The organism is Streptomyces sp. NPDC033229, from assembly GCF_055576875.1.
The window spans coordinates 1-12243 of sequence record NZ_JBVIQR010000025.1 but is presented as its reverse complement, the minus strand read 5'-3'; the positions used below and the strand labels follow the sequence as shown (position 1 = coordinate 12243).

Below are 12243 nucleotides of genomic sequence, written 5' to 3'. Positions count from 1 at the left end.
GAGGGAGAAGCCATGTTTCGTCAACACAGCGGCGACAGCGAGCGGGTGGACCGAGCGGGCCGTGAGGGAAGAGCCATCGTGGGTCGGCGGACCGTCACGAAATCGGTCGCGCTGGCCGCCGGGCTGTGGCTCACCGGCAGCGGCGGCGTCGCACGGGCCCACGCCGCCGACGCCCACGCCGCCGACGGTGTCACCGTGAGATTGCCGGCGCCGACCGGCCCGCACCGGATCGGGACCACCACGCTGCACCTGGTCGATCACTCCAGGCGCGACCCGTGGGATGCCACCATCCCTGTCCGGGAAGTGATGGTCAGCGTCTTCTACCCGGCCCGCACCGTTCGCGGCTACCCGATCGCGCGACAGATGACCAAGGACGCCGCGGAACTGTTCGCGGAGATCGACCCCGCCATACACAAGGGACTGCCGACGGCCGGGGTGAACTGGGCAGCCACCACGACCCACGCGCACACGGGTGCGCCCGCGCAGCCGGTGCGGCGACCGGTCCTGCTCTACAGCCCGGGAGGCGGCGACCCGCGCACCCTGGGCACCGGGACCGCCGAGGAACTGGCGAGCCGGGGCTATGTGGTGGTGACCATCGACCACCCGGGCGATGCCAGCGAGGTGGACTTCCCGGCCGGGACGCACTACAGGAGGAAGGTCCGCCCGACGGTCTTCCGGGGAGATCCCAGGACGGACCCGGAACTCTTCCGCACCGCGATCGCCACCCGGATCGCCGACACACGGTTCGTGCTCGACACGCTGGCAGCCATGGCAGCCGGACACCGCCCGGGCACGGAGCGCCGCACACTGCCGCAGAACCTCCGCGATGCGCTGGATCTGCGACGGGTGGGCATGTACGGCCACTCGGCCGGAGGCACCACCGCGGCCGAGGCGATGTACGAGGACCGCCGCATCAGGGCGGCGGTCAACCTGGAAGGCTATCTGAACCACCCACCGGGCAAGCCGGGCCGGACAGGCGAGCTGTTCCCCGTCGCCCGGCACGGGGTGGACCGGCCGCTGCTCCTGCTGGGGACCGACGGCTTCCGGGACGAGGACATCGACCGTTCCTGGTCGGCCATGCTCGCCCACCCGGGGGGACACACCAGCAGGCGGCAGCTCGACAACGCCACGCACTGGGTGTTCACCGACTACGCGGCCATGGCACCCCAGTTGCAAACCGCCGGGCTGATGACTGCCGACAGCCGGATCAAGCTGGTCGGCGCCATCGACCCGGCCCGGTCGGTGCCCGCGGTGCGCGATCACGTGTTCTCGTTCTTCGCCCGGCATCTGCCGCCCGCGGGGGCGCCCATGTCGTAAACCGCGCCCATGTCGTAAACCGGGTAGGGCCGCCGTGCCGTCGACCCCCGGGGGGACCCCGGAGGCCGACGGCAACGCCGCCGGCCTCCGGCTCCTCACGTGGCGGGCGTGGCCCGGACCCCGCTCACCGGTCCTGGCTGAGGGTGTACAGCTCCTGGAACAGCCCTCCTGCCTTGAGGAGTTGGTCGAAGGGCCCGTTTTCCGTGATGCGTCCCTTCTCCATCACGATGATCCGGTCGGCGATCTTCGTGTTCTCGAGGCGGTGGGTGACGACGATGGTGATGCGGCCGTCGGCCACGTTCTTGAGCTCCTGGAAGATCCTGTGCTCGCCACGGGCGTCCATCTCGCTGGTCGGCTCGTCGAGGACGAGCACGGCCGGCCGTCGGTACAGCGCACGGGCGCAGGCGATGCGCTGCCATTGGCCGCCGGACAGATCGCTGCCGCCCCACAACTCCCGGGCGAGCAAGGTGTCCAGGCCATCGGGCAGCTCTTCGACGGCCTCGCGCATGCCGACCTCGTCGATCGTCTGCCACACCCGGTCGTCGTCCCAGGTCAGCGGCTGGCCGAGGGTGATGTTCTCCCGGACCGAGAGCGGCCAGTGCGCGAAGAACTGCGTCACGACGCCCGTGCGCTCCCACACGGTGTCGGGATCGGCCCGGGCCAGGTCCACGTCGTCCCAGCACACCGTGCCCTTCTCCGCGGTGAACAGTCCGGTGAGCAGGCGCGTGAGGGTGGACTTGCCCGACCCGTTCTCGCCGACGACCGCCACGACCTCCCCCCGGTTCAAGGTGAGCGACAGCCTGTCCACCGCCGGGCGGGTCTTGCCGGGATAGGAGTACGACACCTGGTCGATCCGGATCCGCTCCGGGCAGACCGGGGCCACGGCCCCGCCGCGTTGGGGAGCCAGGGAGCGCGCCTTGTCCACGAAGCGCCGCCAGTCCCCGAGGTACAGGGTCGTCTGGAACAGGCTCGTGGCGTAATGCACGACGTTCGACAGCGCCATCAGCGCGGTGCGGACCGCGACGACGGCGGTCGCGGAGACGGCCAGGGAGACCCGCCCGGTGACGGTCAGCCACACCAGCATGGCCCACGCGCCGAGCAGACACACACCGCCGATCGCGGAGGAGAGGAGATTGATCCGCAGCATGCGCGGCGCGGCGCCCATGACCTTGGCGTCGATGCGGGCCGACATCGTGCGGTACCAGAAGACCAGGTACGCGCGCATGCTGTTGCCGCGCACCTCGTCCGCCAGCCTGGAGGTGGTGACGTGCCAGCGCATCATGCCCTTGACGTTGCGGCCCGAGTTCGTCGCGAAGTGCACCTGGTACTCGACCTTGGCCTCGGCCACCGCGCCCACCCCCGCCGGCAGCACCGCGAGGACGAGGACGGGCAGCATCAGCGGATGGAGCACGGTGAGCACCCCGCCGGCGGCGACCAGGCGGATGAGTGAGGACATGAACAACTGCGCGTCGTAGAGCATGCGGTCGACGCGCACCGCCCCGGACTCGGCGGCCTCGTGCTCGTCGGCGAACACGGGGTCGTTGAACGCGGACAGCTCGACCGAGCACATCGCCTCCACGAGCGCCACGTCCGCCGATGTCGCGAGCCTGGGTTTGAGTCGTTGCTCGGCCCACTGCGCCAGTGCGTAGGTGAGGCGGGCGGTCGAGGCCGCGGCAGCGACCACCACGAGCGCCGGCAGGGCGTCGCGGACCCGGTCGGGCACCAGGCCACCGCCCAGGATCGGCACCATCGCCTTCGCGGTGGCGGCGAGGACCACGGCGGCCGACACCCCCGACACCACCTGGGCGAAAATCATGATCAGCACGGCCCGGGGATCGATCTCCCACGCCATGCGCCCGATGCGCCCCACCAGTTGGGGAATCTTCCCGCACAGACGAAGGAACGACGTCTCCTCGAACGCGTTCCTCGTCCCCGCCCCCTGGTACTCGATCTCCTGCGGCTCCGGCGGCGGTGGACGGCGCCCGGCCTGCCCGTCAGCGGCTGATTTCGGATGGTTCGGCATGGGGTCTCCCTCACTCGCTTTTCGTGCCACGTCGTAGGCACCCGGTGTCCAACCGGTCGAAGTGGGCGAAGGACACGCATTCCCGGCACCGCTCCGGTGGCGGTGAGAGCCGGGTGGGGGCGCGCGGAGGGGCGAATGCGCCCGGCTCTGAAGCGTTCCTGACATGGACTGCACGATCGGGCCGGGATTTCGCTTAGCTGGTCAGTGAGGGCCCAGCGGCCCCCGGGCGCCGAGGGGGTGGCGCTGCCGAACGGTGAAAGGGACACGTCCGTGACAGACCACATGCCGCCGGACCGGAGGAGGGCCCACCATGGCTGACCAGCCCCGCCCGGTCCTGGGGGAGGACCTGTCAGCCGCGTTACCGGCTGACTTCGTCGCCTTCTTCTCCATCCACCACCAGGCATACCTGCGGTACGCCCACATCCAGCTCGGAAGCACCGCCGACGCCGAGTGGGTCGTGGAGGAGGTCTTCGGTCAACTGGCCCTGATCTGGGGGGAGGTGCTGCGCCGCCCGAGCGTCCCGGCCTTCGCCCTGGCCACCCTCCGGGAAGAGATCGCCAAACTGCTGGCCGCCCGGGGGCGGGACGTCGCCCTCGTCGAGACGGCGGTCTTCGCCGCGGTACGGGAGGCGACCCGTGCCCGCCTGGGCGTCCTGGAATCCGCCCTGGGTCTGTACGCGGCGATCACCCGGCTCCCCGACCGTCAGTACGACGTCGTCGTCATGCACTTCGTGCTGGGCTACCCCGTGCGGCGAGTCGCCGGGATCATGGGACTGTCGCCCGCCACGGTCCGCTCGCACGTGCGCGGAGCCCGTCGGCGGCTGGCCCGTGATCTGCGGATCGACTGGGCCACGGACGAGGAGGACTGAATGATGCACACACGTCACAAGAGCGGCCACGACGAACTCGCCTCGATCGGAGAGCTGTTGGCCCGGGCCGACGTCCTCACCCCGCAGTTCGACGACTACGACGAGGAGGCCGCCCTGCGCCGTATCGCCGCCCGCGTCGTCCTGGACAGGGCCAATGCCCTCGACCGCCATGCCCGCGCCATCCGCGACGGTCTCGGAGGCGGCCGCTGGACCCCACCCGACGGTCTGCCGCACGGCCAGCGCACGGCGCTCCACGCCCGCGCGGCCGACGAACTGGGAGCGCTGTCGTCCAGGGTCGTGCACGACCGGTCCGCCATCGCCTCCATGGCCCTGCTGGTCGACGACCCGGCGAGGATCGAACCCGTCGGCGCGCTGACCTTCGCCTGCCTGCTCCATCTCGCCGACCGCCAGGAGGGCGCCGTGTTCTGGTGGCAGTTCGCCGCCGGCGCCGAGTCCGCCACCGCCGCCCACTGCCTCTACCTGCACCACCTCCGGCACAGTGAACGGGACGCGGCCCGGCACTGGTTCACCCAGGCCACCGAACTCCACGCGCAAGGGGGCGACGTGTTCCGCTGCGAAGCCCCCACCCGTGTCCAGGGCGACTCCCCTCCCGGCCGCTACGGGGTGTCCGACACCGACCCTCCGCCGTCCTGGGCGGAAGGCGCCGACCGGTCGGCCGACGGCATGCCGGTGTACCCGCCCGGTGCCCGGTGGCGGGCCAACACCACCCACCTCACCGACGCGGTGCGCAGGCTGGAGACGGGAAGCGACACCGACTTCGGCACCGTCCCCCGCCCGGCCCCGGAACTGGCCGCGGAACTCCAGGGCCGCACCCCGCCCCTCCGCCTGCGTCCCCCCACCTCCGACGGGCTGCCCACCAGCACGCGTTTCTGACCGACGGGCGCCGGACCGCGGCATCCCCGAGGTCTGGAATCATGTGCGGGTGATACCGAACGCAACCGCTCCGCCGCTGTTCAGCGGGGACTTCGAGGCCCATGTGACCGTTCGCGCCACCCCGCCCCGGCCGCTGTCACCGTCCCCGGAGACGGAAGCGCTCGAGCGGTACGCGGCCGTCCATGGCATGGCGTTCGTCGACATCGTGCTGGAGCGCGGGCGGACTCCGCACCAGCCCATGCTCACCCTGCGGGAGTCCGGAGCGCTTCCGGCGGTCCGGGAAGCTGTCGAGGACGCTGTCCGCCGGCTGCGGGCCGCGGGTTTCGACGTGGCACGGACGAAGATCGAGGCATCCCCGTGGGCCGACGGCGTGCCGGACACCGACGAGGACGCGACCGCCCTCGGAGCGCGGTACTACTTCGAGCACCACGTGAAGCTGTTGCTCACACCGGGCGCGGACACATCGGCGTTGGCGCGGCTCGCCACCAGCCACACCGCCCACCTCTCGCGCAACGCCCGTCGGCTGCGGGCGGACGGCCGGGCCGAGCGCTTCGTCACACAGCGCTGCCGACTCGTCGGCCGGAGAGCGGCGGGGGAGCGGCTGGACGCGCTGGTGGCGGAGTTGCGGAGGAGCGGTCACGAGGTGGCTTCGGTGGAGCGGGAGTTCGTCGTCCACGACAGCGACGAATCGCTCGACGCGGGCTGGATCACGGAGGAGAGGGCAGGCGCATGACGGCGACACCATGGGAGCGGTTCTCGTACGGGCCCTGGGACGACACGGCGGTCGTCCCCCAGGCCCCACCGGCCGAGGCGACCCGAGCGCACCGGGACTTCCCGCACACCCTGCTCCCGGTGCCCGGCCGGGGCGTCCTGCAGCGCCCGGCCTACGATCCGGCGGCCAACCACCACGCGATGGGGATGCGGCTGAGCGAGCCCCAGTTCACCGACGCGCGCACCGGCCATGCGTGGAGTACGGCCCGGCGCCACGCAGTGGACCACGTCCTCGCCGCGGTCGCGGCCTCACCGTGGGCCGAGCACCTGGTGCTGCGGGGCAGTGTGCTGCTGAAAGCGTGGTTCGGGGAAGCGGCGCGCGAGCCGGGAGACCTGGACTTCGTCGTCGTCCCGGACACCTGGCGGCTCGGGGACGACCGCACGGACGCGATGCTCGACGGCATCGCGCGCGGGGCCGAAGAACGCGCGCGGGAGGCCGGCGGCCTGGTCCGCATCGACGCGGCGGGAGCGGTGAGCGACGAGATCTGGACCTACGACCGGGTGCCCGGACGCCGTCTCGTCCTGCCCTGGACGGCCGCCGAGGGCACCCCGCCGGGCACGGTCCAGCTCGACTTCGTCTTCAACGAGACGCTTCCCGCACGGGCCGTACGCACCACGGTCCCGCGCCGCGGCCCGGGCGCGCCCGCGGTGCTCATGGCGGCGAGCCCGGAGCTCTCCCTCGTGTGGAAGATCCTCTGGCTGGTGACGGACCGGCATCCCGAGGCGAAGGACCTCTACGACGCCGTGCTCCTCGCGGAGAACACCCGTCTTCCCTATGAGCTGTTGCGGCGCGTCCTGGTGGCGGCGGGGGAGTACCCCGAAGGCTCACCGCTCTTCCTGAGCCACATCCTGCACCAGGCGGCCGAGGCCGACTGGTTCGAGTTCCGCAAGGACCACCCGGGCTTCCCCGACGACGACGCCGCGTTCCTGACCCGCTTCGCCCTCGCTCTCGCCCCTGTCTTCGCCCCGGCGGAGGAAGGGGCGTACGCGCAGCTCGCCGCTTCTTTCCGGTATCTGACAGAGGAGCTGTCCGAACAGCGGGAAGCAGGCGGGATGGAGGCCGTCGAGAAGTGGCTCGCCGCGCGTGGCGTGCACAGTGTCGAAGCCGTCGTCGCCGTTCGCGAGCTCCTCGGCCGCACGCGATGCACCCTGGGTGAGGCGGCCGAGGTCCTCACCGCCTTCCGCGATACGCGCTTCGGCCGGGACGAGCCGCTCTACACGGGCGGATGGCGCGGTGACGCACGTCGGATCGCCGGGCAATTGGAGGCAGCCGACGCCCTCACCCGTTCCGTCTGAGAACGCGGCTCGGCCCCGGCGAAAGCCGGGGCCGAGCGCGGTGTGAGGCCGGGGTCCGTCCAGGAACCGTCAGCCGGCCGAGGGGGGCCGTTGCCGCAGGCAGCCGGTGAGCGCCAGGGCCAGTGCCAGGCCACCGGTGAAGTACACCTGCACCCGGGTGTCCGCGTCCTGGGCCATGAGCACCAGCACCCCGGCGACACCGGCCAGCGTCACCCAGGTCAGGTAGGGGAAGCCCCACATCCGGACCACCAGCTTCTCGGGTGCCTCGCGCTCCAGCCGACGGCGCAGCAGCAACTGCGAGGCCGCGATGAATCCCCACACGACCAGCACGACCCCGCCGACCATGTTCAGCAGCCAGGCGAAGACGGTGGTGGGCCACCAGAACGACAGCAGGACGGCGAAGAAACCGAACGCGGACGACACGAGCACCGCGCGGCGGGGCACCCCGCCGGTCACCTTGCCCAATGCCTTGGGGCCCTGGCCGCGCGCGACCAGCGAGTACGCCATGCGGGAGGAGCCGTAGATGTTGGCGTTCATCGCGGACAACAGGGCGATCAGAATGACCACGTTCATGATCTCGCCGCCGGCCGGGACACCGAGGCGGTCGAGCACGGCCGCGTACGGGCCCTGTTCCGTGACGGACTTGTCGTTCCACGGGATCAGCGTGACGATCACCAGCATCGAGCCGACGTAGACGATGCCGATCCGCCACATCGTCGTGCGCACGGCCTTGGCCACACCACGCACCGGGTCCTGGGACTCGGCGGCCGCGATGGTGACCGTCTCCAGGCCGCCGTAGGCGACGACGGAGGCCAGCAGTCCGGCGAGCAGCCCGTCCGCGCCGTTGGGCAGGAAGCCGCCGTCGTGGAGGAGATGCGCTCCGCCGGGGGAGTCGCTGCCGGGCAGGAGGCCCAGGATCGCGAGCGTGGCGAGGCCCAGGAAGAGCACGATGGCGCCGATCTTCAGGGCGGCGAACCAGAACTCGAACTCACCGAAGTTCGCGACCGCGCCCAGATTGGTTCCGCAGAAGAGCGCCATGAAGATCAGCACCCACATCCAGGACGGCGTGCCCGGGAACCAGCCCTGCATGATGTGGGCCGCGCCGATCGCCTCGACCGCCACCCCCACGACCAGCAGGGTCCAGAACATCCAGCCGGCGGTGAAGCCGGCCCACGGGCCGATCGCGCGCTCGGCGTGGACGGAGAAGGAGCCGGAGGCCGGATTGGCGGCGGACATCTCTCCGAGCATCCGCATCACGAACATCACGAGAAGACCGGACGCGGCGTACGCGAGCACGATCGACGGGCCGGCCGCGGCGATGCCCGACCCGGAGCCCACGAAGAGTCCGGCGCCGATGACGCCGCCCAGGGCGATCATCGAGAGATGCCGCTGCTTGAGTCCGTTCGACAGCGGGGAGCCCTGCTGCGGGGAGGCCTCGGCCTGCGGGGGAGGAGAGTGAAGTGTCCGGCTCATGGTCGTGCCTGTCCATTATGCGAGATCGGGAAGTCACGAGTATGAGCACGCGGACGACGCTCCGGCCTGCTCGTCCGGTATTCGGACACTTGATTCACACAACGTGATCGCCGCGCGGCACAGCCGCCGAGCCCTGGCTGACCCGGCAGGGGTGCGCAGGCGCCCAGCGGCAGGGGCCGTCGGGCCGCACGCTGGGTGCGGCTCGACGGCCCCTGGGGTTGTAGGGGTGGTCGCGCTGGGTCACCAGGTGTGCGCGACGTCCACCACCAGCCGGTCACCGGACTGCAGCACACGGAACGGCAGCTTGGCGCGGACGCCCAGACCCACCTGGGTCTGTCCTTCGAAGCTCGCCCCGAACCGGGTGTCCTTGAACGTCTTGTATCCACTGATGTTCACACCCGGCAGCGGCTGCCCGGCCTTCCCGGCGTAGGTCGGCTTGCCGGTCGCCGGGGAGTAGCTCGGAGCGTTCACGTAAATCTGCAGGATGGCGCCGCCGTCGACCGGGATCCGGTCACCCGAGCCGTCCTGGTGGAACGACGTGACGTAACCGACGTGGTAGCCGAGCTTGCCCGTCGCGCCGCCGATGTCGAACACCATGCGGTCGTAGCAGGCGTGCCGGCCGGTCGTGATGTTCTTGAGCGGCTTGGAGCCCGAGTCCCTGGCGGACTTGTCGCCGCTGCCCCAGACGGTCGAGCAGGCAGTGCCCGCGGTGGCCTTGTCGGCCCGGCCGGTCGTGGCGCCGGCCGCCCCGGCCGTACCCGCGAGCCCCGCGCCCGCCAGCACGAGTGCCGCTGCCGCTGTTGTCAGCCGTCGCATGACGTACCTCCAATATGATCTGAATACAGATACATAGGGAAGAACGGTCCGGGCGGCGCCGGAGTTGCACACGAGGTCGCTTTCGGCCAACAGCGGGGCGAAGTTGTCGCGAAGGCGGGGCTGCCGGTCTGCGGGATCCCTCGCGCGGCTCAGCCGCACTGCCAGGTGAACATGGCTGCTTCGAACCGCCGTTCAGCCAGGTCCTCGGGGCGTATGAGCCAGTGGGGAGCGCCGCAGGAGAGCGCTGCTCCGGGGCGGCGGTCTCAGACGACCCAGTGCGGTCGTCGGGTCGTGGACGAGGGCGGGAGGCCGTCGGCGAGGACGGCAGCCATGCGGTGCACGGCTTCGCGCAGCGTGTCCGGAGGCATCGTGTAGGGGATGCGGAGCCGTTGCTCGAAAATGCCCGGGTCGGTGGCGAAGCAGGCACCGCTCTCGATCCGGACCCCCTTGTCCAGCGCCCGCTCGGCCAGCGCCGAGGCAACCGGCTCGCCCAGGTCGACCCAGAGCGACAGGCCGCCGGGCGGCAGTTGCCAGGTCCACTGCGGGATGTGCGCGGCCAGGGCCGCGGCGAGCGCGGCACGTTGCCGGCGCATCTGCTCCAGCCGGGTCGGCAGAAGTTCCCCGCCCCGCGGCAGCAGGGCGAGGGCCAGGAGTTGATCCATGACCGAGCCGCCCATGTCGGTGGCGACGCGCTGCCCGGCGAGCTCGTTGACGAGCCGTGCGGGCGCGCGCAGCCAGCCGATGCGCAGACCACCCCAGTGGGTCTTGCTCATCGACCCGATGGTGATGACCTGGCCGCTTCCGCCGGGCGCGGGGTGGGAGGCGAAGGGCTGCGGGGCGGGTACGTCGAGGGCGAGGTCGGCCAGGGTCTCGTCGATGACCAGCCAGGTGCCGGAGCGGCTCGCGGCGTGCAGGACGCGGACGCGCTCGCTCTCGGGCATGAGACAGCCCGTCGGGTTGTGGAAGTCGGGTATCAGATAGGCAAGTTGGGGCACCACTTGGCGCAGGGTGGATTCGATGATCTCGACATCCCAGCCGGTGTCGGTCACGGGGACCGACACGGTGCGAAGCCGGGCCCGGCGCATGGCCTCCAGAGCGTTCGGGTAGGACGGGTTCTCGACCACGACCCGGTCGCCGGGGCGGCAGAGCAGCCCCAGGACGAGTGTGAGCGCGTGCTGGGCGCCGGAGGTCACCAGGATCTGTTCGGGCGCGGTGGTCAGGCCCCGCCGGGTGAACCGTTCGGCGATGGCGGCGCGCAGTTCCGGCAGGCCGTAGGGGTGGTAGCCGGGAGTGTGCGCGTGCTCGGCCAGTTGGGGGGTGATCCGGGCGAGGGCGTCGACGAGAGTCTGCTCCGGAAGCCCGGGAGCGGCCCTGGCCAGGTCGATCGCGGTGTCCCGGGGCCCGAGGAGCCGGGCGACGCCGTTGGGGGCGCGGCCCTCGGGCAGGGCCGTCCACGTGCCGGAACCCTGGCGGCTGTGCGCGTAACCGCTCTCCCGCAGCAGGTCGTACACGGCGGTGACGGTCGTCCTGCTGGTGTCGAGGGCGGCGGCCAGTTCCCGTTCGGCGGGGAGCCTGACGTGCAAGGCGACGCGCCCGTCCAGGATCAGCGTGCTGATGGCCTGGGCCAGATGCCGGTAGGCGGGCCTGGCTCCCGCCGGGTCGGGCAGCATCGCCGCGAGCTGTCGGCTCCCGAGGGTCCGGTCCGTGCGGCCCACCCGATCCGGGCGCGGGAACGGATTCGTGTCTGCCATGCCATTCTCCCGGGATTGGCCATGTGATCTGGGCCAATCACTGTACAGAGTTGCCTCAATGGCCTTGAAGGCGCACCAGCACACGGCGGAGGCAACCAGGCATGCAGCAGGACATCACGGAGCGCTCCGAGCGCGAACTCCGGTGCGGCCGGGAGGAACGCTCCGCAATACCACCCGGCTCCCCAACGAGCCTGCCGCCGACCCCACTTACCTACATCTCCGTCGGTGAGCGTCCGCTGCGGCGCCTGCCACAGCTGTTCATCGGCCTCGCCCTGTTCGGATTCAGCCTCTCGCTCTTGGTCCGCGCCTCGCTGGGAGCCAGCCCCTGGAGCGTCCTGTACGAGGGGCTGGGGCGGCACACCACCCTGAGCTTCGGCACGATCAGCGCCGTCCTGAGTGTTCTCGTGCTGCTGCTGTGGATACCCCTCCGGCAGCGGCCGACGCTCGGCACCATCGCCAACATCGTCGTTCTGGCGTGCTCGTCCGACCTCGGTCTTTCGCTCGTTCCCCCGGACCTCGGGCTTCCCGCCCGGATCGTTCTGCTCGTCGGCGGTGTCCTCCTCAACGGACTGTCCGTCGCCGTCTACGTCGGCGCGCGCTTCGGCCCCGGACCCCGGGACGGGTTGATGACCGGCGCGTCCGCCGTGACCGGGCGTTCCATCCGGCTCGTCCGCACCTTGATGGAGATCACCGTGCTCGCCGTGGGCTGGCTGCTCGGCGGGGGCGTGGGTGCCGGCACCGCGCTGTACGCACTCGCGGTCGGCCCCACCACTCAGTTCTTCATGCCCTGGTTCGCCTACCGGAGCCCGATCCGGCGCCCGTGCCCCGGCCTTCCGCCGCGCGGCCGGACGGCCGCTGCCTGGTTCCGTCGCGCTCCGCGCCGGAGGACGACTAGGGCGCGTATTCGGTTGTGATCAATTTGTGGGATTGGCCTTCGCGGCGGGGTCTGATCCGGTAAATCGTGTTGCGTGACGCGGATGCAACTGACTGATGTGGAGTGGGAGTTCATCGGCCCGTACCTGCCGATCGGCGAG

General features: G+C 71.1%; 10 protein-coding genes and 1 pseudogene. 6 read left to right on the top strand and 5 right to left on the bottom strand.

Annotation, left to right across the window (positions count from 1 at the left end; genetic code table 11):
• Positions 1-12: 12 nt before the first annotated feature.
• The gene (locus ACZ53N_RS21855) at positions 13-1317 is read left to right on the top strand and encodes an alpha/beta hydrolase family protein (protein WP_469142494.1); all 1305 of its coding nucleotides are present in this window, start codon (positions 13-15) and stop codon (positions 1315-1317) included.
• A gap of 124 nt (positions 1318-1441) precedes the next feature.
• Here ACZ53N_RS21855 and ACZ53N_RS21850 read toward each other — a convergent pair whose 3' ends face one another.
• Positions 1442-3340 carry an ABC transporter ATP-binding protein gene (locus tag ACZ53N_RS21850; protein WP_469142493.1) on the bottom strand — a complete coding sequence of 633 codons (1899 nt, stop codon included), beginning with the start codon at positions 3338-3340 and terminating at the stop codon, positions 1442-1444.
• A gap of 310 nt (positions 3341-3650) precedes the next feature.
• On the opposite strand from ACZ53N_RS21850, the gene ACZ53N_RS21845 reads away from it, so the two are divergent.
• From ACZ53N_RS21845 to ACZ53N_RS21830, 4 genes are read left to right on the top strand one after another with little or no spacing between them, the layout of a single operon-like run.
• Positions 3651-4208, top strand: coding sequence for an RNA polymerase sigma factor (locus ACZ53N_RS21845; RefSeq protein WP_469142492.1), 558 nt, complete (start codon positions 3651-3653; stop codon positions 4206-4208).
• Positions 4209-5102, top strand: a complete 894-nt coding sequence (locus ACZ53N_RS21840; RefSeq protein ID WP_469142491.1) for a hypothetical protein — start codon at positions 4209-4211, stop codon at positions 5100-5102.
• Positions 5103-5151: 49 nt separating this feature from the next.
• Positions 5152-5835: a hypothetical protein gene (locus tag ACZ53N_RS21835; protein ID WP_469142490.1), complete on the top strand. Its 684-nt coding sequence runs from the start codon at positions 5152-5154 to the stop codon at positions 5833-5835.
• The gene (locus ACZ53N_RS21830; protein ID WP_469142489.1) at positions 5832-7169 is read left to right on the top strand and encodes a nucleotidyl transferase AbiEii/AbiGii toxin family protein; all 1338 of its coding nucleotides are present in this window, start codon (positions 5832-5834) and stop codon (positions 7167-7169) included. Before ACZ53N_RS21835 ends, ACZ53N_RS21830 begins: the two co-directional genes overlap by 4 nt.
• 69 nt (positions 7170-7238) lie before the next feature.
• Here the strand turns inward: ACZ53N_RS21830 and ACZ53N_RS21825 are convergent, their stop codons facing one another.
• From ACZ53N_RS21825 to yczR, 4 genes and pseudogenes are all read right to left on the bottom strand, one after another.
• On the bottom strand, positions 7239-8642 hold the full coding sequence (locus ACZ53N_RS21825; protein WP_469142488.1) for an amino acid permease: 1404 nt from the start codon (positions 8640-8642) through the stop codon (positions 7239-7241).
• A gap of 240 nt (positions 8643-8882) precedes the next feature.
• Positions 8883-9458: an AMIN-like domain-containing (lipo)protein gene (locus ACZ53N_RS21820; protein WP_469142487.1), complete on the bottom strand. Its 576-nt coding sequence runs from the start codon at positions 9456-9458 to the stop codon at positions 8883-8885.
• A 149-nt stretch (positions 9459-9607) separates the two neighbouring features.
• Positions 9608-9682, bottom strand: a pseudogene (locus tag ACZ53N_RS21815) (DUF1963 domain-containing protein); the annotation flags it as partial.
• Positions 9683-9721: 39 nt separating this feature from the next.
• Complete coding sequence (gene yczR, locus ACZ53N_RS21810) at positions 9722-11209, bottom strand: MocR-like transcription factor YczR (protein ID WP_469142486.1); 1488 nt, start codon at positions 11207-11209, stop codon at positions 9722-9724.
• Positions 11210-11310: 101 nt separating this feature from the next.
• Between yczR and yczE the strand changes: the two genes are divergently transcribed.
• Positions 11311-12123 (top strand): membrane protein YczE, encoded by an 813-nt coding sequence (gene yczE, locus ACZ53N_RS21805; RefSeq protein WP_469142485.1) that lies wholly within the window; start codon positions 11311-11313, stop codon positions 12121-12123.
• Positions 12124-12243: the final 120 nt, after the last annotated feature.

Coding starts and splice junctions, on each gene's coding strand:
- yczE (WP_469142485.1), top strand. CDS start 11,311: ATGCAGCAGGACATCACGGAGCGCTCCGAGCGCGAACTCCGGTGCGGC.
- ACZ53N_RS21855 (WP_469142494.1), top strand. CDS start 13: ATGTTTCGTCAACACAGCGGCGACAGCGAGCGGGTGGACCGAGCGGGC.
- ACZ53N_RS21825 (WP_469142488.1), bottom strand. CDS start 8,642: ATGAGCCGGACACTTCACTCTCCTCCCCCGCAGGCCGAGGCCTCCCCG.
- yczR (WP_469142486.1), bottom strand. CDS start 11,209: ATGGCAGACACGAATCCGTTCCCGCGCCCGGATCGGGTGGGCCGCACG.
- ACZ53N_RS21830 (WP_469142489.1), top strand. CDS start 5,832: ATGACGGCGACACCATGGGAGCGGTTCTCGTACGGGCCCTGGGACGAC.
- ACZ53N_RS21845 (WP_469142492.1), top strand. CDS start 3,651: ATGGCTGACCAGCCCCGCCCGGTCCTGGGGGAGGACCTGTCAGCCGCG.
- ACZ53N_RS21840 (WP_469142491.1), top strand. CDS start 4,209: ATGATGCACACACGTCACAAGAGCGGCCACGACGAACTCGCCTCGATC.
- ACZ53N_RS21850 (WP_469142493.1), bottom strand. CDS start 3,340: ATGCCGAACCATCCGAAATCAGCCGCTGACGGGCAGGCCGGGCGCCGT.
- ACZ53N_RS21820 (WP_469142487.1), bottom strand. CDS start 9,458: ATGCGACGGCTGACAACAGCGGCAGCGGCACTCGTGCTGGCGGGCGCG.